Origin of the sequence: Neobacillus sp. OS1-32 (genome assembly GCF_030915425.1) — a bacterium.
Lineage (GTDB): Bacteria > Bacillota > Bacilli > Bacillales > Cytobacillaceae > Neobacillus > Neobacillus paridis.
Genome location: NZ_CP133263.1, coordinates 1,325,205 through 1,348,060 on the forward strand (window position 1 = coordinate 1,325,205; position 22,856 = coordinate 1,348,060).

Genomic DNA, 22,856 nt, shown 5'->3' on the forward strand with positions numbered 1-22,856 from the left:
TTCTATTGTGAATTAACACTATTTAGCAAATATATACCTATCTTAGCATAATCATCAAAATCCATTCCGATATTTTCTTGTTAGTTTTTGACTATTTTATGTCCTTCCACTTGGTATATGGCTAGAAGTGCAAGTTGTTTTGAACGATCCTCCTTCAATAACAGCTTGTTAATACTTTTATTACGTCTACTAAACTTTTTTTGACGCTCCAGTTAACAATTCTCGAATCATTTTTTCATTTTAAGAACAGAAAGCGAGAGTGATTTGGAAATATATATGCTCCAAACATCTCCCGCTTGAAATTGCCATTACCCGACTACTTTGGAAATTGATTCAATTACCCGATCCGCTTGGAAAGGCTTTACAATAAAATCTTTTGCACCTGACTGAATGGCTTCTAGTACCATTGGCTGTTGCCCCATTGCAGAGCACATAATGATTTTTGCCTGAGGATTGATCGCCCGTATTTTTTTAACTGCCGTAATTCCATCCATTTCAGGCATGGTAATGTCCATGGTCACAATATCCGGCTGAACTTCAGTAAATTTTTCGATTGCATCGAGACCATTTACTGCCTCGCCAACCACTTCAAAACCATTCTTCGTTAGTATATCTTTTAACATCATTCGCATAAATGCGGCATCATCAACAATTAATACCCTTGCCATTGTATTACCCTCCAAAAAATTTATTTATACAGTCATTTTTGAAAGTCGATCAATTGGACTGATAATATCTGTGATACGAACCCCAAAGTTTTCTTCAATGACTACCACTTCACCTTTGGCAATCAATTTATGATTCGCCAATATATCAACAGGTTCGCCTGCTAATTTATCTAATTCAATGACAGCGCCAGGTCCTAACTCGAGGATCTGCCGAATGGGCATTTCCGTTCTTCCTAGCTCCACTGTAATGGTTAACGGAATATCATATAATAAATCAATATTGCGTGGTTCCTTATTAGCTTGTGAATTATTTGCGAAAGTGGTATATTCCACTTTTTGAACATTTGCATTAACTGGATTCTCAACAACCTTTTGTGAAGCTGTTTGTTCAGGTTGTGAGGTGGAACCTGTTTGGCGAACCTGTTCGTGAACAGGTGCAGCTTGTACCTCTTTGTAATCCGGAGCTGCCTTCACCTCAACTTGGACCGGCGGCTCCACAACCGGAGCAGCAGCGGCAGCCGTTTCAACAGGACTGAGAATCCTATGGATCATTTCCTTACCAAAGGATAATGGAATAAATTGGATCATATTGGAATCAATCAGATTTCCGACCTTTAAGCAAAAGGAAACTTGAATAATAATATCATCCTGGAGGTCTTCTAGTTTCTTGGGCGGAAATCCCAATATATCAATGGACGGAGGTGAAATATCAACCTTTTGATTGAAAATGGTCGACATCGATGTGGCAGCCGAGCCCATCATCTGATTCATCGCCTCTTGCACCGCACTTAAATGCAATTCAGTAAGTTCCTCATCGACGCCCGTACCATCACCGCCCATCATTAAATTGGCAATGATTTTAGCATCCTTTTCTTTAATCATTAACAGGTTTTTACCGCGAATACCGGTCGTATAATCAACATGGACCGCAACATGTTTTTCCTTGATCATTTCTTCCGTGCGGTCTTGTTCGATAACAGACAGTTTAGGTGCAGTAATTTCGACCCGCTGATTTAATAAGGTGGATAACGCAGTTGTTGAACTCCCTAAAGAGATATTTCCAATCTCTCCTAGTACATCCTGCTCCACGGAGCTCAAAAAGTCATCGATTGATAAACTATTGCTGTCGTTAGATTCCATTTGCTTAAATAATGCATTGATTTCTTCTTGAGAAAGTGAACCGTCGTTCATCTTATTCATCATCTCCTTCAGAGTAGGCTACTTGATCTATCTGAACCGCATAATGACCGTTTAGGAGGCCTGGATTCCCCAGGAATCTTGTCAAATGGTCCACTTTAACATGGAGCTTTCCAGTGTCAATTCCAATCACATCACCAATTTGCAAGTTCAATAAATCAGAAACCGGCAGTTTGGCTCTTCCTATTTCGGTAATAATCGGAACCTTTATGCTTTCTAAGCTTTTCTTGATTTTTTCAGGCTGTTTAGGGACGTTCGTTTTTGCCATGGAAGAAAACCATTGATGCGCAGTCAATTTAGGAAGCATCGGTTCCACAATTAAGTGTGGGATACATAACGTCATCCTTCCCTCAATTTCTCCAATTGTCGTTCGGAGAGCAATAACGATTACCGTTTCATTTGGCGAAGCAATTTGCATAAATTGGGGATTGGATTCAATTGCTTCCCAGCGCACCTTTATATCCTCAATATTTTCCCAAACATTTTGATACATATCAAACGCCTTGGAAAAGACCTTCTGAATCAATATCGTTTCAATTTCTGTCAATCCGCCGTCGCGTGCAGTCGGATCTCCTTGACCGCCACCCAGCAATCGTTCCAATACTGCATAGGCGACCTGTGGATTGATTTCAATCACCATTTTCCCATTCATCGGCTGAACATCAAAAATGTTCAAAATGGTTTTTGATGGGATTGAAGCAATAAATTCTTGATAGTTTACTTGTTCTACCAAGTCAATGTCAATTTGAATAAAAGTTCTTAATTGCGCTGAAAGATATGATGTTAAAAGCCGCGTAAAGTTCTCATGGATTCTTGTAATACTGCGCAATTGTTCCTTTGAGTACCTCATCGCATGTTTGAAATCATATACTTTTACTTTTTGATTTTTTTCGCTAACATCAGATGCCTCCAATTCGCCGCTATTTAAGGCAGATAAAAGGGCATCGATTTCTTGTTGCGATAATACATCTGCCAAAGGGCATCCCCCTAACTCTTCCCTGAGTTATGGACTGAAAATCCATATATCAGCCATTGCCTAGAAAGAGTGAAAGAGTCATATGCAAAATGACTCTTTTGCCTCCTTCTGCTTTTTTAGGAAAAATAGTTTCGTCCAGCTAACGATGATCTTATCGTTTTAAGTTCACAATTTCTTCTAAAATAGAATCTGATGTCGTAATCGTTCTGGCATTCGCTTGGAAGCCCCGCTGTGCGATGATCATTTCGGTAAATTCTTCTGTTAAATCGACGTTGGACATTTCGAGCACACCAGAATAAATTTCACCACCGGCATTATCCTTAATACGTCCAAAATCATTTGTTCCGGCGTTTCCGGTTACCTCGAACAAGGAATTACCCACCTTTTTTAAACCAGCAGGATTTTGGACGACACTGGTGGCGATTGAAAGATTTTTCGTTTCATCATAACCTGCTTGATTCGGATTATTCAAAAAATACTTACTACCATCATAAGCCAATTTACCAATTTTCCCATCCTTATCCACTACATTGATATAACCGTCAGAATCAATAGAATAGGATGTGAATTTTTTGCCAGCCACTTCGTCTGTTGCGATTTTAATTGGCATTGCGACACCGTTTGCAACTCCCAAAACAAAGTTACCATTGGAATCTACTAATCTTCCTTGTCCATCAAGGGTGAAATTTCCGGCCTTTGTAAGAAATTTATTTGTATCATCTCCATCCGGTGAAACGACGAAAAACGCATCCCCATCAATCGCTAAATCTGTACCGACATTGGTGGTCATCGGGCTTCCGGGGGTATGGATCGTGTCGATTGTAGCGATCTTTGAACCTAGTCCGACCTGCTGCGGATTGATCCCGCCACGCTGGTTATTAGCTGTCGTACCGCCAGACAAGGTTTGGTTCAGCAAGTCTTGAAACACGACGCGTCCTTTTTTGAATCCAACTGTATTAACGTTCGCGACGTTATTTCCAATAACATCAAGCTTAGTTTGAAACCCTTTCATACCAGATACACCAGAGTATAACGATTTTAACATTTTTGTTCCTCCTCATTCTTTAGGCTTTTGGTTGAGTTTTATTTGGAATCCGTTGGTATTTGCTTGATTTCAATGACCTTGTCCATGGGGATTTTTTCATTTCCCACCTTATAGTAATAGCTGCTATTTTCTGCAGAAACGCCTTCTACAACACCGTTCTTCGTCGTACCGGAAGCTTGGTCCGTCCAGCTGATTTCCTTACCGATAACCGAAGCATACTGGCTCAGCTGGCGCGAAGAAAACTGTTCAAACGCTTTATTTAGATTGGTCATTTGTTCAAGTGAACTGAAGGTAGCCATCTGGGCAATAAAATCCTTATCCTGCAACGGATTAGTCGGATCCTGGTTTGACAACTGCGTTACAAGAATTTTGAGAAAGTCATCCTTGCCTAACGAACTTTGTTGTTCATAAGGCTTCACGTTATTAAAAACTGAGTTAGTCTTTGTTTGACTTGTGATATCCACCCAATTACTCATTCACACCGTCTCCTTCCTAGGCAGTGAAATCAATGTTGGAACTGGTTCTCTGAACAGCTCCTTGATATGTCGTCAAAGGTGTGTCCATGTCGATTTCCATTTGTCCGTTTTCCTTAGGCTTTTTAGCGTCATTTTTGGCTGATTGCCCGGAACGATGCTCCGGAGACGAGTGAAAGCCGCCTTGTGAAAATGATTGGTTAAGTTGTGCTTGATTTAGTATTCCAGCCGGCTGCTGAATGACTTCCAGTTTTTGCAGCATCAATCCCTGCTGCTGTAATGCCTGTTTCAAAGTATGAAGTTGACCGCTCAAGATTTCTTTGGCCTGTATCGTGTCTGTTATGATTTGGGCTGAAACCTGACCACCCGTGGTGGTAAGTTTGACCTCCATCTGGCCCAAATGTTCAGGAGATAATAGGAATTTAACTTCTTTAGCTGTATTTTGTCCTTGAGAACTTCCAATATTTTTAGCAATCCAGCTGCTTACCTCCGGAGTAAAATCATGAATCGATAAAACAGGGCGAGGCTGCCCGCTCATCGACTTATGATTCAAGCCCATGGTCTGTGAATGCAGTGTACCTTGATTAACCGGTCCGTTCATTTCAGCAGTATTATCTGCCTGATTACTGCTTAATGTTGGTTCTAAAAACGGGGCTGACGGATGGTCAACAATTTCGATTTTTTTCACTACTAAGCCGCTTTGCTGAACGGCTTGTTCCAGACGTTGCAGCTGACTTTGCAGCATTTCCTTTGCTGAGGCTGGATCCACTGTAAGTTCCAGTGCAGCCGGTCCTGGCAGTGAACTGATTTCAATGTTGATCTTTCCGATACTTTTCAAATCAGCCAAAACAGTTAAGCTGTTCTTCTCATTTGCCCCATTGACCGATCTTAAATTTTGACTTATCAAATCACTGAGTTGTGCAACAAATTCAGGAAAAGAATCAACAGCCAGTTGAACCCGATTCTGATCAAAATCTCCCTTGCCCGCTTCCTGAATGTTTTGAGTTACATTTTTGTTCAGAAGTTCTGCAAAAATATCTTCTTTGTTGGTATTTTCGATACCTGCTTGAGGCTTATCCAGACCATCACCGGTTTTATTCTCTGCTGCTAAATCGGTGATTGAAAGCGATGTCTTTGAGAGGTCGGCAGCTTCTCCTTGAGTATGTACCACTTGCAACCAATCATTGCTGTTTTCCATCGTACCTTGGCCAAGCATTCCCTCTTCCGGTACTGCAGGTTCTGCTTTATTTGAATCACCGACGATCATTGGCGCCAAAGGTTGGCCTTGATAAAATGGGACCGCCAAGACGGTTAAATCAGAATTGGTTTGATCGTCTCCATCCGAACTAAGTTTTAGTAAATCCAGTGGGTTTTCATTGGATTTCCCTAATGACTTGTTTGCGGTTTCTCCTGCCTGCTGGACTTCTGTTTCGGATGTTTGACTAGGATTATTAAACATCGCTAGTATCTGATTAAAAGGAATTGTTGGTGCCTCAGTTAGTATGTTTGACTTTTGTTTTCCACCATCAGATTGCTTTGTTTGATTTATTTTGATTGAGATTTGAACGGCGTCCAAACAATTTACCTCCTTATTCTTGGGAAAACTAGCTTAATTCCATTACATTATAAACGAAATACCATTTACAGTCATTATATTTTTTATAATTCGACATAATTCGGTTTCCGTTTTTAGCAAAAATTCGACTTTTTGATTATACTAAAAAGAGGTAATGTATAAAACACTACCCCTTACTTATAAAAATGTAATGATTTTGTGGTACATTTTTGTAATCTCATATTGACCGTCTGCATAGCCGGCTTCAAAAACCGCTTTTGGCATGCCGTAAACAACACATGATTCTTCAGCCTCAACTAGCACCGTTCCGTGGTGCTTTTTTACTAAGCCGCATCCCTGCATCCCATCCGCGCCCATTCCCGTTAAAATCACCGCCAATAAACGATCGCCGTAAATCGGGGCAGCAGAACTCAGCGAAATGTCGATCGAAGGCTTATATAGTGCCTGCTCATCTGATTGGTTGTCTATATCCAGCTTGATCGAACCATTATCACTCTTTTTAAAGCGGGTTTGATAGCCCGATGGTGCAATATAGATGGTCCCGGGCTTTATTTCTATCCCGTTTTCGGCCTCTCTCACATTCAAATTGCATAAGGTGTTAAACCGATCAGCCAATGGTTTGGTAAAACTTGGCGGCATATGCTGAGCGACTACAATCGGAATTGGAAAATCCGCCGGAAAACATGGCAGGATTTTTTGTAATGCTCCAGGACCACCAGTAGAGCATCCGATAAAAACAAGTTCTATTTTACGAGGTTTGAGTTTTCGTTCTTTTTTCTCCCGTGGCTGTTGAGTCACTGTAACATTTGGCAGTCTGCCTTTTACGATCCCTTTTAAGCGCTGAATAAAATCATGATGGGCATGCTCATGTTCGTCCGGGTTCTTTAATAAATGATCCTTTAAAAAGAAATCAACCGCCCCCAGCTCAAGAGCCTGTAATGTTACTTCGGCCCCTTCACCAGTATGAGAACTAATCATGACAACCGGAACGGGCGATTTTTTCATTATTTCCTTTAACGCTGCTAATCCATCCATTTCCGGCATTTCAACATCCATTGTTACTAGGTCAGGCTTTAACCGTTGCACTTTCTCGATTGCTTCCATTCCATTGCGTGCAATGCCGACAACAGTAAATTGGGGATCTTCCTCCAGCAATTGGCTAACAGCCCTTCTCATAAAGGCGGAGTCATCAACTACTAATACACCGTACTGTTTCATCCTGATCTGGTTCCTTTCGATAATAAAAAGTTCTAGCTGCATCCACTTTTTGAAACCCTAAATTCAAGTCAGTTATGGATTCGGCATGGCCCAGAAACAAATAACCGCCCTTTGCTAAATTGCGATGAAGGCCGCGAATCACTTTCTTGATTGTTTCTTGATCAAAATAAATCAAAACATTTCGGCAGAAGATAATATCTACTTCGCCCAGTTGACCCATTTTATTGTCGTTTAACAGATTAAGCTCCTGAAAACGGACCATTTTTTTAATAAATGACTTTACTTGATAACCTCCGTTTTCAATATCAAAATATTTTTTTAAGAGATTTTCCGGGATTCTTCGAAATGCAAATGAGGTTAATGGATACCAACCTTGTTCGGCTTTTTGAATAACCTTTTTATTGATATCCGTTCCTATTATCTCAATTGTCCCGGGAGGAAACAAGCCTGTTTCGTAAATCAGCATGGCCAGTGTATAAGGTTCTTCGCCAGTTGAACAAGCTGCGCTCCAAATTCTCAGCGGACGGTTTCGGATTATTTTTTTCAATTCTGGCAGGATGGTCGTGCAGCATTCCACTAATTGATTTTCTTCCCGGTAAAAATAGGTTTCATTAATCGTTAAGATCTCTACAACAACATCCCATTCCGTAGGATTTCTATGGATGTACAGGCAATAGTTGTCATAGGTAAGTCCCAGTTCTGAAACCCGTTTGGAAATTTTTTCTTTCAGTGAGGGAAGCCGATCCTTGTAATTCAGTCCGCAATAGTCATAAATCATTTGGCTTAATCTCACTAGTCCATAATCTAACATATTATCACCTTTATACTTCCCCTTCGTGTTTTTCTAGACTTCTAAATTACTTGATTTTGACTAAAGATTTTCGATAATGTTTTTCTTCTGATTCTAACAGCCTATATTATACTGTATCACTTGCTTCTTTTCATTTAAATTTCGGAAAAATTTTTATATTTATTGTAAAATACAATCAAAAATTTTTGATTATCGAAAAAGGATATTGTCGAATGATGCCTAATTGACGTACAATAAATATATATCTTTTATATTTTTTGCCTAGAAGGAGAAAGAAATGTCTAGTATTTTTGGGATTATTTTGGCATTACTGGCAATTGGATTTGGGATGGTTATGAAAGGTGCTTCTATTACGGCATTGGCGAATCCGGCTGCATATTTGGTTATTTTTGGCGGTACTACCGCTGCTATTTTGATTGCATTCCCATTTAGTGAACTTAAAAAGTTTCCGGTTCTGTTAAAGATTGCTTTTTTCGAACCCAAACAGCCTTCCAAGGCCGAACAGATATCTTCCTTCATCGAATTTGCAGGAATTGCGAAAAGGGAAGGGATCCTGGCGCTTGAGGAAATGACGAATAATATTAAGGATCCATTTTTAAAAAGAGGATATGAAATGATCATCGACGGTTATGATTATGATTTTATTGAAGAAGTCCTATTGGATGAAGTAAGCGCCATTGATAAACGTCATAAAACCGGTGCGTTAATCTTTACCCAAGCAGGGACCTATGCCCCGACGCTGGGGGTTTTGGGAGCGGTTATCGGTCTTGTCGCCTCCCTGGGGAATTTAAATGATGTCGATAAATTGGGACATTCCATCTCCGCAGCCTTCGTTGCTACATTGTTAGGGATTTTTTCCGGATATGTTCTCTGGCACCCGATTGCCAACAAACTAAAACGGATTTCCAAAAAGGAACAGGAATTAAAATTATTAATGATTGAAGGATTATTGGCCATTTCTCAAGGGCTATCGCCAAGCGCGATTGAAAAGAAATTAACTGCCCACCTGTCACCGAAAGAACGAATCAAATATGAAAAGAAAATCGAGGAAAAGACCTATGGGAAAACGGCGTAGACAGTTTGAAGAAGAAGATGAGCGTATCAGTGAATCTTGGCTGATCCCTTATGCCGATATCCTTACATTATTGTTAGCTTTGTTTATTGTCTTATTTGCTTCCAGTGTTGTCGATAAGCAAAAGTTCATGTCGATTATGGAATCCTTCAAATCAGAACTGACGGGCACAAGAATTGATGATACTAACGTCGGGCTCACGGTTAACATCCCAAAGAATCCAATTTCAGAGAAAAATTTGAATCAGCAAAAAGCAAAGCCAGCACCTGCTTTGACGAAAGAAGATCGTGAGCTTTTGGATCTGAAGAATAGACTGCAAAACTTCATCGATCGGAATCATTTACAGGCAAATGTCACCATTCAAGACACAAAACGGGGTGTCGAGATCACCTTTAAAGAGGTCGTCTTGTTTGACCCTGGGAAAGCGGATTTAAAAAAGAGTTCTTATAACACATTAAATTCCTTTGTCAAACTGATTAAAACCATGTCGAATCCAATCAGTATCGAAGGACATACAGATAATGTTCCGATACAGAATCCGAAATATCCGTCTAACTGGGAGCTTTCTTCGGCAAGAGCAGTCAGTGTGCTTCATTATTTTGAATCACATAAAATCGCCAAAAGCCGGCTGCAGTTTGTCGGTTATGGAGAATACAGACCCCTCTATAAAAACGATACACCGACACATCGACAAGCGAACCGCAGGGTGAATGTGGTCATTCTAAGAAATACTCAATAATCTGAAAAAAGACCAGCTGATCGAGTTGACAAGTACGTCATTTTTCATGTCTTAAAAGGAAATTCTTATTTTATTGACTAATTATCAATGAACTGTCAAAAGCTAAAAATGATATTCGTCTTGAATATCATCGTTTCAAAAATCCTAAGCTTGAGGTGATTTGATGAGCTATAGAGAGCGTCTAGATTCCCACTCAGAGCTATTTCACCACACATGGACAAGGCCAAAACGGCAAAAGTCACAGGTGAATGGTCAAACGCAAAGATCGCAAAGCACCATCATCTTAAGGAGTAATGCCAAAGCCCATCGCTGGTAAGGGATAGGCGCGAAACGATTGATAGAAGTCAGTAATGCTGACTTCTAAGCGGAAGAAAAAACCTTTTCCCATTGACCCGGGAGAAGGTTTTTTCTGTTTTCTGATATTGATTTTATTCAGCATGAAGTTTATCATGAAATCTAGTAAAAAGACTTGTTTAGGGAATGAGGATGAACAAATGTATCCAGTTAGAGATGCCAATATCAGTGATTTACCGGACATCGTAGCGATTTACAATTCGACGATCGCTGGCAGAATGGTGACGGCCGATCTGGAACCCGTCAGTGTGGAAAGCAGAATCCCCTGGTTTCACCAGCATTCCCCTTCCTTCCGTCCTTTATGGGTCATCGAAGATGAGCAGGGAGTGATTTGCGGCTGGCTCAGTTTTCAATCGTTTTATGGACGACCGGCATACAATGGCACGGCAGAAATCAGCATATACCTGCACGAAGACTTTCGCGGCAAAGGATTGGGCCGCACCTTCATCGAAAAAGCGATTGACACCTGTCCTCAGCTGCAAATCAAGACATTACTCGGGTTTATTTTTTCCCATAACCAGCCAAGTCTAAAACTTTTTTCGAGCTTTGGTTTTGAAAAATGGGCCCATCTCCCGAAAGTGGCAGAATTAGATGAAAATCGAGCGGGATCTGCTGATTCTCGGGAAACGGATCTCCTAAGAATTAGTTTGGGCGGAAGCCGCTTTTGTTTGTTTACTATACTTACGAATCCATCCGATCAGCAAAAGCAAACTGGGAATGATCATTTGCATCGGCCAATGAAGATAAATAGGAACAATTTCCAGGCCTTCTTTTATATGTTCAGTATAGTTAGTAGCAATCATCATCGAGCATACTAGGATGATAACGCCAATCGGAAAGGTTAATTTTCGATAATCCTTAAAGTTGAATAAGTCCGCTGTTCCAATCACAGCTGCATAATAAAAAATGGTCGTTTTTATAACCCCGCCAATCATTAAATAAACCATGAACAAGACATCGAGACGCTCAATGAAATTGGCCAGCTGGATCTTACTAATCGTTGTCAGCAGCGGATAAGGGGAGCGGATAAATAAATCCACCCCCAAAGTGGCGATATTGATGACTGCCGCAATCGAGAGATTTATACCACTGAGGATGATGCCCCAAATGCAAACCTGTTTCACTTTTTTTGGCTGGTTTAAATAGGGCAAAAGCACTGTAAAGACGACCATTTCTCCAAATGGAAAGGTTATCGTTTCTTTAAGGACTGTTTTGATGATCGGACCCCAGCCATGTTCCAGCATTGGTCGCAAATATTCCAGATGAATAAGCTTGGAAATAATAATAAGCGTAAATCCAACTACAGCCAGTATGTATACGACCACAAAAAACAATTCCCCAACCCTGGCGATTACTTCAAAACCCTTTTGAATCGCATAGGCACAAATGATCATTGATAAGGTCAACAAAACAAACAGAGGCGTATTCGTATAGATGGTCGAGGTTAATAATTCTCCAAAGTCTCTTAAAACTCTTGCAGCCAGATAGGTAAAATAAAGGATATATAAATATCCAAGTATCCGGCCTATCCATTTACCGACAATTTCTTGGAGATAACTTGTTAAAGGGAGATCCGGATACATTTTATACAAATGATAGTAAATGAAGAAGAGTAATACCCCTAATGCAGTCGCCATTAATAATCCGATCCATGCATCCTGCTTCAGAGAAAGTGGAAAGCCAACCAGCATCGCGCTGCCCATTTCAAATAACACGACTAACACAAATAGTTGTTTCGCGTTAATTCTTGCCCTTTCGATTGCACCTTCCTCCTTTTTATTTTTCAGTGTCGTTCCAAAATGGATTTCCCTTTAAACCTGATTCACGATAATAAGCGTTTACGTTGACGTGAAAATCCATCACGGCAAACATACTGTTCCAATCCGTTTTGAAATTCTTCCACTGTTGCGGATTACTGCGGTACATTTGTTCGCCAAACCCAAATATATCGGATTTATATTTTTGGGCAGTGCGAATCGATGATACTACTTCTTTCTTGATTTGTGCCGCTGCTTTTTTCTCCAGTTTCTCGATTTGACCTGGATCATTGATATTGTATTTAGTATTTATTTCACTAAGTCTGAAAATAGACATTATGTTAATGTTGGCAACCGGCTGTCCATTTTTTACGGTTATCGCGGTTTTGACCTTTGATTTAAAGGGGATGATACTGACTGCGTTATTTTCCCCTTTAATTCCAAAGTTTATATATGTTTCCTTCATTTTGTTAAAAAGCCAAACCGCGCCTCGGGCGCTTTCCCCTTCAAGATACCCCACTAATTTTCCTTCTTTAAAAACGGCAATTCCATCCGCTTTCAGCACCGCGGGAGGGCGCGTATATTTAATGTTGTCCTGCGAGATTCCTTTTTTGGGATTACCTTTCATCGTATACACACTAGCCACAGCCTCTTTTCCTGGATTGGTTATATTTAACATGATATCATCAACCGTCACTTGAATACTTTCGCCTAATACTGATTCCGCCACTTCTAGAGTCTTGATTATTTTATTCATTGGGATCTTATCAAGATTGGCAAGTGTAGAAATGAGATCAATCGCTTTATAATCCTTGGCAACGGTGACAAGTGTCGTGGTACGAAATTGTACATCCCTGTCTAATGGGTCCAATAACCTCATGATTCCCTTCCGTGCTACATCCTCATCGATAACTATTATCCCGGTATGAGCAAAATAAAGCCTTCTGGGTACCTGCTTTTTCATTTCTCTGGTAGCCTCGGTTAACGTATTTCCCTTACTATTGTAAACCTCAATGGTTGGCCCCTGACCGCCGCTGCCGCCCATTGTCCCAGAGGCGACATTTGCCGGAATGACCACTTGATAGGAAATATTATAAGCAGCCCCCCCTGTTCCTTTATCTATACCCATTGCTGTGACAAAGGCTAAATCCGTTAATTCTTTCTGATCCCAGCACCCTCCAAGCAATGGGATCGTGGTAATAAACAGCAATAAAACAGCACACCTCTTAATCATTCCTGATTCCCTTCCCCACTATGCGGCTTACTGGCTTTACTTTGTTTTGGCGGTTTCGGTTTTTGATTCTCTCCGGTTCTGATCCTATTACCTTCGCTTATATATTTCGGTCGATTTTTGAATGCCCAGAGTGGATAACGAATGAATACATCCTGCTGATCTTCTCGATTATACGGTGCCAGCGGGGACATATACGGAACTCCAAATGACCGCAATGAACATAAATGAATCGCCATTAACATTAAGCCGATCATGATCCCAAAAAGGCCAATAAATGCTGCCAATAACATCAAGGCAAACCGAAGCAGCCGAGCAGAAATCGCCATGGCAAATACTGGTGTCGAGAAATTAGCGATTGCCGTAATCGATACAACGATGACCATCAGCGGTGAGACGATGCTCGCCTGAACGGCTGCTTGGCCAATAACAAGGGCACCAACGATCGAAACTGCTTGGCCAACGGCCCTAGGCAGACGTAAACCAGCCTCCCGCAAAATCTCAAATGTTATCTCCATAATCAACGCCTCGAAAAAAGCGGGAAACGGCACATTTTCCCTTTGCGCCGCAATTGCTATCACCAGCGTTGTCGGGATAATCTCTTGATGATAGGTTGTGGCAGCGATATATAATGATGGCCCAATCAAAGATATAAAAAAAGCTATAATCCTTAAAAACCGTATACTCGTTGACAAATCGAACCGAGAATAGTAATCATCAGGGGCTTGAAAAAATTGCACAAAAATAGCCGGCACTGTCAGCACATATGGACTTCCGTCTGATACGATGGCGATTCTGCCTTCTAGCAGCTGGGAAGACACGACATCAGGTCTTTCGGTATGGTAGGTAGTTGGAAAGGAAGTAAAGGTTTCATCCTCAATCAACTGTTCGATATAACCGGAGTCAATGACAGCATCAATGTCAATTCGATTTAATCTTGTTTTCACTTCCTGAACAATCTTGTCATCGGCAATTCCCTTAATATACATAATCGCAACATCCGTTTGCGCAACCCTGCCAATTTTCATCGAGTCTATCCAAAGATTGGGGCTTTTGATTCGCCTCCTGATTAAAGCGGTATTCACCCTCAGTGTTTCTGTAAAAGAATCCTTCGGACCACGGATCGATAATTGTTGAGAAGGTTCATCAATCGAACGCTTTTCAAAGCCTTTTGTTTCTCCGCAAATGGCTTTATTGTAGCCGTTGAGGAAAATAATCGTACAACCCGATAATAATAAATCATACAGCTCGTTCCAGTTGGTAATCGTTTTAACTGATCCCAAGGCGATCGTTTTGTTGAGAGCATATTGAAATATGTCAAAATTTTCGTTAGGAATGTTTTTGTCCATCATGGTTTCAACGACAAATTCACTGATCGTCTTCGCATCAACAAGTCCATCAATAAAAACAAGCGCACCTTGATTTTGGCCGATTTTAATTTCCCTTACCACCAGATCTGTACTATTGCCCAGCTCCCGTTTCATCCGTGCGAGATTATCCTGATATTCTCTCTGAATCAACAGTTCAGCAGGAGAGGCAGGATCCTGTTTTTGCCGGTAATTATCATTTTTTTTCCTTGAATGTTTCTTTTTCAACAGTTTGGATAAAATGGACATACAAACCGCCCCACTTTTTAAACAAGCCTTGTTTTGGTTATGTTATCCAAAAGGGCTTCTTTTATCCAAACATCATTTAAATAAGAGGGAATCATGAACAACAGCCTTATTGATTGAAACGATATAGTAAATTTTTCAAAGGAGAGAAGATGGTGAAAAATTTTTTAGTGCTATCTCTTTTAGCTTCCTCCATGTTCGTCCTGATCATCTTATTGGATTTAGCATTAGGGTACAGTCCAAGGGTGATAGTACAGAAACAATTACAGCCCTTTAAAGTAAATGAAATAACAGCAATCGTGATATTGAGCATTTTTGCGGTTGTTTATCTTGTGAAAACCGTTGTTCAGTTTGTAAAAAAGAAACAAAAATGAAAACTCGCCGTTATGGCGAGTCTGTTTCATTGGTTATCGTTTCCTTTGTTTCCTCTAGGCGACTCTTTTCTAATTTTGAGAGCCGAGTTAAGCTTCTTAGAATCCAACCTATCTTTCCTGTTTGCTTTTTTCCGTAAAGGTATCGATTCCAAAAATAGTAGACTAGTTCTTCCAATACTGCTAATAGGATCATTGCCAAAGCGATCATTGAGATCCAATACCACATTTGAGGAACTCTCCTTTTTACAAGGTTATTTCATCCTATTCCAAAGTCCTCAAATGCATGACCATTATTCCCTGCTAAGTTGGTTTTAATCGTTCATCACCCGGACACTGTCTCTGTCCTTGGAACCTGATTTTGCTCTTTACACTTCTCTACGCATTGCTTTTAACACATCGACTCTTGTTGCCCGCTGTGCCGGCCGGTATCCAGAAAGAAGAGTCACCGCAAAGCAAATGACAATACAAATAATTGGCAGGATCAACGGAATGTCACTAAAGGTCAGCCCTGCCGGCAGTTCCTTGCCAAAAGCCTGTTTAATAATCAATGGGATGATAAAATTAACCGCATAACTAATCCCATAGGAGACGGCGGTACCGATACAAGCACCAATTAAACCAATATAGCTGCTCTCAAGCAGGAAGATCTGCTTGATCGTTTTTGGATTTGCCCCAATCGCTTTCATGATGCCGATATCAGGAGATCTCTCGGTCACGGCCATCGTCATCGTATTATAGATTCCAATGGAAGCAATTAATATCGCAATCGTACCGATAAAAATGAGTCCAGCTTTGGCGATCGTAAACATCATATTGACTTCCTTTAATTCATTGACAACAGAATAGGTTGGATAATTTTTATCTTTTAATTGGTCGACAATCTTTTGAACAGCTTCCATATTTTTTGCATAAATTTTTACCTCATCATAATTGTCCTCTTTGACGTTAAGCTTTTCCGGCGGCGAATCATTGGGTCCCAAGAGCATTCCCCGCGGTGTCTTGGTAAAACTCTCAATCTCATTTAGGACTTTTTTGGAAATGAAAACACTTCGGTCCTGCATCCAATCCTTTGTTGGCTTCTTGCCAATTCCGACAACGGTAAGCTTCAGCTTTTTCTCTTCTTCCTTGCCCTTTTTCAATTGTTTCACAGTGAGGGATAATTCTTTACCAAGCAAATTTTCCGGATAACGATACTTTTTCTTTACATGACCCTTGTTATCATACAAATCTTCGACTTCTTCCTTTGTCCCCAGAACGAAAGGAAAATCATAACCTACGACTATTTCATTATCAGCTTTTGGTAAATGTCCGGCTGACAGTTCAAAGCCGGCTTTCACTTCGGAAGGGAAATCGGTCACGTACGTTTCTGTCCCTGCTTGATAACGTCCAATTGAATAAATCCCGTCCTGTTGCAGCATATTCCTTCTGGTTACCGCTTTGACATCTTTTATCTTTTCAAACGTGGCAATATCTTTATCAGTAATTGGGCGAAAGCCGCCATCTTTTAGTTCCTTACCGTGGACGTCAATTTGTGTGACAATCCGCTGTTCAGTTATCTCTTTCACGACCGATTTCTGCAAGCCAAATCCTACTGAGGCAAGAACAATCAGGAAAGCACAGCCCATCGCTGTAGCCAAGATCGTCATGAAGACCCGAGTTTTATTTTTCTTCATATTTTGCCGGACAAAGCGAAATTGATCTCCTAATTTCACGCTAACACTATCCCTTCCACAACCTGGCCATCTCTTAATTCAATTGTCCGATTGCCAATTTCGGCCACCTTCTCATCATGGGTGATAATTAGAAACGTAATCCCCAGATCCCGGTTTAAATCCTTAATAAATTCCAATAATTCCGCTTCCGTTTCACTATCGAGGCTGCCTGTCGGCTCGTCGGCAAGGATGATGGGCGGATTAACAATTAAAGCCCGGGCGATACTGACCCGCTGCTGCTGTCCACCCGAAAGTTCCCCCGGATAGTGATCCTGATAATCCAACAACCCAACTCTTTCCAGCATTTCCTCAGTTTGCTGCCTACGGTTTCGTTCGCTGACTCCTTTTAATAGTAACGGCAGCTCCACATTTTGAAAGGCCGTCATACTAGGTATTAATTGAAAGCTTTGAAAAATAAAGCCGAGATGATGAATCCGGAAATCAGCAAATTTAGCCTCATTTAAATCGGAAACCTTCACGCCGTTCATCCAGATTTCCCCTTCTTTAGGACGAATAAACCCACTAATGAGGTTGAGCAGCGTCGATTTTCCCGAACCGCTGCGGCCGACAATCGTAACGATTTCCCCTTCATTTACGGTAAATGAAATATTTTTTAAAACTGGAATAATCGTTTGTCTTCCTTTCTTCCCAATAACAAATTCATGACTTAAATTTTTGATTGTAATCATGTCTACCTCCTGATTTTTCCTGATACACCCTTTTAGACGATCATAACCGCCATTTCACCTCCAGCTTTTTTGAAAATTTTCCTCAATGCCGTTTTGGTTTTGAAAGATGGTTTTGATTGGTCTTTTTCGTAAAGAAAATTTATAATATAGAAAGCAAAAATCCGTCTTAAGGTAAGGAGATACAATGGAAAAATTACGTCCGATATGGGAATTCATTGTTCGTTTTTGGAAAAAACGACATTTAACACAGATTCTATTATTAATTGTTCTGGTTGTTGTCTTAGTGACCATTCTTTATTTTGCCTGGCTGGCAACACGCGCCAATGTGCAATCATTAAAACAAGGCTTAAGCCAGCCCACGGTCATTTATGATAAAGACGGCGACGTCGCCACCAATGTTGCCACCAACAGAACGAAAGGCGTTAATATCGACAAACTGCCAAAATATATTCCTAATGCCGTTGTGGCCATCGAGGATGAGCGGTTCTACCAACATAATGGGTTTGATATCAAGGGAATGGCCCGTGCCTTTTTCGGAAACTTGTTTGCCGGTAGAATAACCGGCGGCGGCAGTACGATTACCCAGCAGTTGACAAAAAATGCTCTGTTATCACCGGAACGCACGTATAAACGGAAAGCGGAAGAATTATTTTTGGCGGTAAAAATTGAGAAGGTCTATAAAAAGAATGAAATTCTGCAAATGTATTTAAATCAGGTATATTTTGGCGGCGGTGCTTGGGGGATCGCCAATGCTTCAAAGAAATATTTTGATAAAGATATTCAAGATGTGACCATTAGTGAAGCAGCAATGCTAGCCGGCCTATTACACTCGCCAAACTATCTGAACCCTTATAATAACTATGATTTGGCAATGAAGCGTAGAAATGTCGTGCTGGCCAAAATGAAAGAGCTGGGCATGATTACAAATGCGCAATATAAAGAAGCCAAAAGCGAAAAAATCCGCTTAAAAGATGGTGGCGGCAGCTATATTAAACGCAAATATCCATACTATACAGATGCCGTTTTAAATGAGGCCATTTACAAATATGGACTGACCCAGGAGGAAATTTTAACACGCGGGTATCGGATTTACACAGAAATGGACCAAAACCTGCAGGCTGGTCTCGAAAATGTCTTCGCGAATAATTATTTATTCCCACGTGGAATGGGGGGACAAATTGTTCAGGGCGGTGCTGTCCTAATGGATCCTGCTACAGGAGGCGCACGTGCCCTTGTCGGCGGACGCGGTGACCATATATTCCGCGGCTTTAATCGGGCGACACAATTGCGGGTCCAGCCAGGCTCATCGATAAAACCGCTGGTTGTCTATACGGCGGCATTAGAAAATGGCTATAAATATTCGTCGATGCTTGAGGATAAGTCGATGACATTCGGTAAGTACAAGCCGGAAAACTTCTCAAGGACCTACCAAGGAAAGGTGCCGATGTACAAGGCGCTTGAGGAATCACTTAATATTCCGGCCGTTTGGCTGCTTGACCAGGTTGGCCTTAATAAAGGTCTTGCCAAATTGGATAAGTTCGGCATCCCAGTGGAAAAAAACGATAAAAACCTGGCAATTGCCCTCGGCGGCATGAGCAAAGGGGTATCTCCGATGCAAATGGCCAATGCCTTTTCTGTCTTTCCGAATGGCGGCGAACGACAGGAAAGCCATTTGATTACCAAAATTGTTGGACCGACAGGCAATGTGATTGCCGAACGGAAGCCTGTTACCACAAAGGTTACATCAACAAAAGTAGCAAATGAAATGACCTCAATGCTCCTGAATGTCGTGGAATCCGGGACCGGAAGACGGGCCCAAATTCCCGGCATCCAGCTTGCCGGAAAAACAGGCTCAACACAGCTGCCTTTTAGCGGCGTAACAGGAACAAAGGATCAATGGATGGTTGGCTACACCCCTAATCTTGTCGGAGCCATTTGGATTGGCTTCGATCAGACGGACCGCCAGCACTATTTGCCCAGTTCAAGTTCGGCAAACGTGGTGCCGATTTTTCGAGAAATCATGCGGACTTCCTCCGCCTATTTACCCAAGAAAGATTTTGATGTTGTCTCTGTTAATGCCCAGCTTGCCGGAAAAACAAATCAGGCCAACAGTTTTCAGAATCAGGCCAAAAAAATCAGCCAAGAATTAAATAAGAATGCCCAAGAGCTCGGAAACACGATTAAAGAACAAGCGCCAAAATGGAAGAAAGGGTTAGATAAAATAGTCTATACCATTGGCGAAGCTGTCGATTCCGTCGTGGAAAAAGTGAAGCAATTAAGCAAATAGCACGCCCAAAGGCGTGCTATTTCGTTTATTTTACCAAACTTTTTAAAAGATGGAATCAAGCCTCGTTAATGGTTATCGGATGGAGATAGTTTCCCGCAAGCTTTGCAAGTTCTTCAGCCTGTCCATCCCGATATGCAGCGAGAAAACATGTAGCCGGACCGGATGATTTATGCACATCAATAGCGGTTTTGACCCTTTCCGCTGTCAAACCAAGGTCGGGTAACATTTGCTGCAGCTCATAAAGGATCCCTTTGGAGCCGACCGGCCAGGTGATAACTCTATTTAGCTTACTTACCTTTTGAAAAATGGATAAAGGAACGACCTGATCTTCCTGTTCGATCACTTCATGACCAACTAAAGGAATCCCCACAACCGCCAAATTTACCCCCTCAGAATCGATTTCGTTACCTTTTTGAGTCATCCTTTTTCCTACCACCATTAGTCCGATTGCTGATTGGAGTAAGGAAAAGTTACTTTCCGTGCTGCCGGTAATCGAAACATCCTGTAGTCCCAGTTCTTCAAGGCCTTTGTTAATTCCTTTCACCAGTTGCTCCCAAGCTTCATTGCCGCAAAAATTTTGGAGCACAACCGAAATGACCTCGCCGCCGGCACTGATACATTCCATTGCGGCGACACGAAAAGAATAATAGGATACCGTTTCATATGGCACACGAACATGGTCATTTGCTTTCATCCCAATGGCACCGCTATTATCGCTGGCAATAATCAAGGTCGTCTGTTTATCCACGGGAATGGCGAGCGCATTTCTCATCGTCTTGCTTCTCCTTTAGTAAATCCGTGAGCCACAAACGGTACGAGACGCGGGATCAAAATCAGGGCAATCGCAGCATTCAAAATAGAACCAACCGCAAGCGATGGCAACATCGAAATATAAAATGCCTTACTAATAAGAAAAATAAATGGAAACGGCGCTGCAAACGTATTCAAAAGCACAAAAACAACACCCGCCAGAAGCTTATGGTTTTTGCCATACATACCCCCAAACAGCCAGCATAAAATCGCCATTTCTATGGCAATCACAAAGTGCAGCGGTCCTAATGGAAATCCGCCTAATAACGCAGATAATAAATGCCCCAATGCCCCAACGATTGCTCCAGGGACACCGCCCAACAATGCCGCGGCTAATAACGCCGGAAAAGCATCAAGAGCGACACTGCCAATAATTGCTGGAATCTTAATCGAAGCCCCAACCGCAGATAAAGCAATAAACATAGCGATCCAGCTGAGAAATTTCACAGTAAGCTTCTCTTTCATTTTTTGTTCCTCCAAACGAAACGTTGACCGTTTCTATTTAATAGTTTGATTGATACCGTACCAGATGACATCTACCGTTTTTGCCATGATAGCCAAATCTTGATAGGCCCAGCCTGTTACGTCACGCCAGCGCCTGTTTTCCTCTTCCATGGGAACGATCCCTTTTGTGATATCGGTACCAATGATGATTAATTGACGTTGGGAATTTGCTCTTTCCCAGGATTCCCATTGGGCCAATGTGTGCCGCCAAATATCGCGGCAAATGGCAGGATCAGATTGTGATGATAATTCCTTAAGCCACATCTCGATCCCCTCCAAAACGAGCAATTCGCTGTTAATATCAGTTAAATTAGTTGGCAATTGGGCATTTTCATAGGCGGACAGCCAGCAGGCATTCGCAAATCTCTCCTTTACCCATGACCTTTTACCGTTAAAGGCACCTCCTGTAACAAAGTGCATCGTTCACCCCTCCTTAACGCCTGTTTTGAAAAAATGAATTTAAACGCGACATCATGCGGTGTCTTCCAATTCCAAAATTCCTGTTGCTGCGGGGCATAATGAGCTAATAGATATTTAATAACGCCACCATGGGTCATGACCGCACAACTGTGAATACGATTGTTCAGGAGAAACTCAACAATCTTCTTCCAACCGGCTTCAATTCTATCGGCAAACTGCTGAAAAGACTCACCCTTTGGCGGGCTGGAATGATAGGGATTTGACAGCCATTGTTGATACAATCGATTATCATGCAACTGTTCATACGTCCTACCTTGCCATTCACCGAAGTTCATTTCTCTTAGTTCTTGAAGGAGGATGGGTGTCTTATCTGGAAATAATTGTTTTGCCATGGCGATACATCTGCCCAAATCACTGGAAAAATAAGCATCATATTCTTCATGTACCACGCTCTCTTTCGCCTCCGCCGCTAATGGCGAATCATTCCATCCCAAGTAAGCCCTTCGTTTATTTTCTTCGGTTATACCGTGACGAAATAATGCAATAACCACACGGTCAGCCATAGAATCAACTCCGTCCCTTCCACCGTTGCGCCTAATACATCACCAGTAATCCCGCCAAACCATTTGCCGACCTTTAACCGTGCAAACAAATAACAGGCTGTCGCAGGCACAATTAGGATGGCAGCACGTGGAAACAAAATAGCTGCAGCCAATAAATAAACAGGATAAAGCCACAACGCTTTGGCAGTAGCAGCCTTTTGAAAAAGATACCCGAGACCTTCTGCTCTTGCCGGCCTGACGGTCAGCAGCAGAACACCCATTATGGTTTTACTTAAAAAAGGAATGATAGCAATCAATACATAAGTTAACAAGTGAGGGTTCAAGGTGATCTCATAAATAAACAAAAACCTGCAGCTTAATAGAATCATGACGGAAATAACACCAAAAGCTCCGATTCGCGGGTCCTTCATTATTTCAAGTCTTCTGGCTTGATCCTGATAGGAAAAATAGGCATCGCTGACATCCATCCAGGCATCGAGATGGATGCCACCTGTCAAAATAATCGTTACCAACCATAACAGGAAAGCAGCAGCCAAATGGGAAAAAGGTGTATTTTCAATCAGTATATATAATAGGAAGGAATAGATCATTCCCTGCCCTAATCCAAGCAGTGGAAAAGCTTGAATCGTTCGTTTCAGGTGGTCTTCATCCATCGGAAATTGTTTGCTGATTGGAATCGCTGTAAAAAATTGAACGCCTATCAAAAAGCCTCTGATAAATTTCATCATATCTTGCCTCACTAATCGGTGTTTGGTTCATTCACTAAG

General features: G+C 41.5%; 25 protein-coding genes and 1 pseudogene. 6 read left to right on the top strand and 20 right to left on the bottom strand.

The features are described 5' to 3' along the window. Nucleotides 1-308: 308 nt before the first annotated feature. The 8 genes from RCG24_RS06790 to RCG24_RS06825 all read right to left on the bottom strand — a co-directional run bounded on the left by RCG24_RS06790 (nt 309) and on the right by RCG24_RS06825 (nt 7,964). Nucleotides 309-668: a response regulator gene (locus tag RCG24_RS06790; RefSeq protein ID WP_202654142.1), complete on the bottom strand. Its 360-nt coding sequence runs from the start codon at nt 666-668 to the stop codon at nt 309-311. A gap of 24 nt (nt 669-692) precedes the next feature. Continuing rightward, complete coding sequence (gene fliY, locus RCG24_RS06795; protein WP_308078702.1) at nt 693-1,859, bottom strand: flagellar motor switch phosphatase FliY; 1,167 nt, start codon at nt 1,857-1,859, stop codon at nt 693-695. A 1-nt stretch (nt 1,860) separates the two neighbouring features. Further along, on the bottom strand, nt 1,861-2,841 hold the full coding sequence (gene fliM / locus RCG24_RS06800; protein ID WP_202654140.1) for a flagellar motor switch protein FliM: 981 nt from the start codon (nt 2,839-2,841) through the stop codon (nt 1,861-1,863). A 151-nt stretch (nt 2,842-2,992) separates the two neighbouring features. Continuing rightward, nucleotides 2,993-3,886 carry a flagellar hook-basal body complex protein gene (locus RCG24_RS06805; RefSeq protein WP_308078703.1) on the bottom strand — a complete coding sequence of 298 codons (894 nt, stop codon included), beginning with the start codon at nt 3,884-3,886 and terminating at the stop codon, nt 2,993-2,995. A 38-nt stretch (nt 3,887-3,924) separates the two neighbouring features. Then, nucleotides 3,925-4,362 (bottom strand): flagellar hook assembly protein FlgD, encoded by a 438-nt coding sequence (flgD, locus tag RCG24_RS06810; RefSeq protein WP_202654138.1) that lies wholly within the window; start codon nt 4,360-4,362, stop codon nt 3,925-3,927. A 16-nt stretch (nt 4,363-4,378) separates the two neighbouring features. Further along, entirely contained in the window at nt 4,379-5,935 is a 1,557-nt protein-coding gene (locus RCG24_RS06815; protein ID WP_308078704.1) for a flagellar hook-length control protein FliK, read from the bottom strand. A gap of 177 nt (nt 5,936-6,112) precedes the next feature. Further along, nucleotides 6,113-7,153, bottom strand: a complete 1,041-nt coding sequence (locus tag RCG24_RS06820) for a protein-glutamate methylesterase/protein-glutamine glutaminase (RefSeq protein WP_202654136.1) — start codon at nt 7,151-7,153, stop codon at nt 6,113-6,115. Beyond that, a complete protein-coding gene (locus tag RCG24_RS06825) occupies nt 7,125-7,964 on the bottom strand; it encodes a CheR family methyltransferase (RefSeq protein ID WP_308078705.1) in 840 nt (279 codons plus the stop codon). The genes RCG24_RS06820 and RCG24_RS06825 overlap by 29 nt, the downstream gene beginning before the upstream one ends. 277 nt (nt 7,965-8,241) lie before the next feature. Here RCG24_RS06825 and motA point away from each other — a divergent pair, with 277 nt between their 5' ends. From motA to RCG24_RS06840, 3 genes are all read left to right on the top strand, one after another. Continuing rightward, nucleotides 8,242-9,039: a flagellar motor stator protein MotA gene (gene motA, locus RCG24_RS06830; RefSeq protein WP_308078706.1), complete on the top strand. Its 798-nt coding sequence runs from the start codon at nt 8,242-8,244 to the stop codon at nt 9,037-9,039. Next, entirely contained in the window at nt 9,023-9,775 is a 753-nt protein-coding gene (locus RCG24_RS06835; RefSeq protein ID WP_308078707.1) for an OmpA family protein, read from the top strand. Before motA ends, RCG24_RS06835 begins: the two co-directional genes overlap by 17 nt. A 163-nt stretch (nt 9,776-9,938) precedes the next feature. Continuing rightward, a complete protein-coding gene (locus RCG24_RS06840) occupies nt 9,939-10,091 on the top strand; it encodes a YpzG family protein (RefSeq protein WP_308078708.1) in 153 nt (50 codons plus the stop codon). Here RCG24_RS06840 and RCG24_RS06845 read toward each other — a convergent pair. Continuing rightward, on the bottom strand, nt 10,059-10,214 hold the full coding sequence (locus tag RCG24_RS06845; RefSeq protein WP_308079240.1) for a hypothetical protein: 156 nt from the start codon (nt 10,212-10,214) through the stop codon (nt 10,059-10,061). The genes RCG24_RS06840 and RCG24_RS06845 overlap by 33 nt on opposite strands. Before the next feature lie 55 nt (nt 10,215-10,269). Here RCG24_RS06845 and RCG24_RS06850 point away from each other — a divergent pair. Continuing rightward, a pseudogene (locus RCG24_RS06850) lies at nt 10,270-10,768 on the top strand (N-acetyltransferase family protein). Here RCG24_RS06850 and RCG24_RS06855 read toward each other — a convergent pair. From RCG24_RS06855 to RCG24_RS06865, 3 genes are read right to left on the bottom strand one after another with little or no spacing between them, the layout of a single operon-like run. After that, complete coding sequence (locus RCG24_RS06855; RefSeq protein ID WP_308079131.1) at nt 10,765-11,934, bottom strand: GerAB/ArcD/ProY family transporter; 1,170 nt, start codon at nt 11,932-11,934, stop codon at nt 10,765-10,767. The pseudogene RCG24_RS06850 and the gene RCG24_RS06855 sit on opposite strands and share 4 nt — an antisense overlap. After that, the gene (locus RCG24_RS06860; protein WP_308078709.1) at nt 11,906-13,120 is read right to left on the bottom strand and encodes a Ger(x)C family spore germination protein; all 1,215 of its coding nucleotides are present in this window, start codon (nt 13,118-13,120) and stop codon (nt 11,906-11,908) included. Before RCG24_RS06860 ends, RCG24_RS06855 begins: the two co-directional genes overlap by 29 nt. Continuing rightward, the gene (locus tag RCG24_RS06865; RefSeq protein WP_308078710.1) at nt 13,117-14,733 is read right to left on the bottom strand and encodes a spore germination protein; all 1,617 of its coding nucleotides are present in this window, start codon (nt 14,731-14,733) and stop codon (nt 13,117-13,119) included. Before RCG24_RS06865 ends, RCG24_RS06860 begins: the two co-directional genes overlap by 4 nt. Before the next feature lie 149 nt (nt 14,734-14,882). Here RCG24_RS06865 and RCG24_RS06870 point away from each other — a divergent pair, with 149 nt between their 5' ends. Further along, nucleotides 14,883-15,104 carry a YczF family membrane protein gene (locus RCG24_RS06870; RefSeq protein WP_202654129.1) on the top strand — a complete coding sequence of 74 codons (222 nt, stop codon included), beginning with the start codon at nt 14,883-14,885 and terminating at the stop codon, nt 15,102-15,104. A gap of 10 nt (nt 15,105-15,114) precedes the next feature. Here RCG24_RS06870 and RCG24_RS06875 read toward each other — a convergent pair whose 3' ends face one another. The 3 genes from RCG24_RS06875 to RCG24_RS06885 form a co-directional block, all read right to left on the bottom strand. Next, the gene (locus RCG24_RS06875) at nt 15,115-15,330 is read right to left on the bottom strand and encodes a hypothetical protein (protein WP_202654128.1); all 216 of its coding nucleotides are present in this window, start codon (nt 15,328-15,330) and stop codon (nt 15,115-15,117) included. A gap of 139 nt (nt 15,331-15,469) precedes the next feature. Then, entirely contained in the window at nt 15,470-16,816 is a 1,347-nt protein-coding gene (locus RCG24_RS06880) for an ABC transporter permease (protein WP_202654127.1), read from the bottom strand. Then, nucleotides 16,813-17,505, bottom strand: coding sequence for an ABC transporter ATP-binding protein (locus RCG24_RS06885; RefSeq protein ID WP_202654126.1), 693 nt, complete (start codon nt 17,503-17,505; stop codon nt 16,813-16,815). The genes RCG24_RS06880 and RCG24_RS06885 overlap by 4 nt, the downstream gene beginning before the upstream one ends. A gap of 184 nt (nt 17,506-17,689) precedes the next feature. Between RCG24_RS06885 and RCG24_RS06890 the strand changes: the two genes are divergently transcribed. Next, nucleotides 17,690-19,792 carry a transglycosylase domain-containing protein gene (locus RCG24_RS06890; protein ID WP_308078711.1) on the top strand — a complete coding sequence of 701 codons (2,103 nt, stop codon included), beginning with the start codon at nt 17,690-17,692 and terminating at the stop codon, nt 19,790-19,792. 55 nt (nt 19,793-19,847) lie between these two features. Here RCG24_RS06890 and RCG24_RS06895 read toward each other — a convergent pair whose 3' ends face one another. The 5 genes from RCG24_RS06895 to cobS are packed head-to-tail and all read right to left on the bottom strand — an operon-like array spanning nt 19,848 to nt 22,814. Further along, entirely contained in the window at nt 19,848-20,564 is a 717-nt protein-coding gene (locus RCG24_RS06895; RefSeq protein WP_202654124.1) for a serpin family protein, read from the bottom strand. Beyond that, complete coding sequence (locus tag RCG24_RS06900; protein ID WP_202654123.1) at nt 20,561-21,067, bottom strand: ECF transporter S component; 507 nt, start codon at nt 21,065-21,067, stop codon at nt 20,561-20,563. Before RCG24_RS06900 ends, RCG24_RS06895 begins: the two co-directional genes overlap by 4 nt. Nucleotides 21,068-21,100: 33 nt before the next feature. Further along, nucleotides 21,101-21,526 (bottom strand): bifunctional adenosylcobinamide kinase/adenosylcobinamide-phosphate guanylyltransferase, encoded by a 426-nt coding sequence (locus RCG24_RS06905; RefSeq protein WP_308078712.1) that lies wholly within the window; start codon nt 21,524-21,526, stop codon nt 21,101-21,103. Continuing rightward, a complete protein-coding gene (locus RCG24_RS06910) occupies nt 21,478-22,089 on the bottom strand; it encodes a histidine phosphatase family protein (RefSeq protein ID WP_308078713.1) in 612 nt (203 codons plus the stop codon). The genes RCG24_RS06905 and RCG24_RS06910 overlap by 49 nt, the downstream gene beginning before the upstream one ends. Further along, nucleotides 22,047-22,814: an adenosylcobinamide-GDP ribazoletransferase gene (gene cobS / locus RCG24_RS06915; RefSeq protein ID WP_202654346.1), complete on the bottom strand. Its 768-nt coding sequence runs from the start codon at nt 22,812-22,814 to the stop codon at nt 22,047-22,049. Before cobS ends, RCG24_RS06910 begins: the two co-directional genes overlap by 43 nt. Nucleotides 22,815-22,856 lie beyond the last annotated feature (42 nt).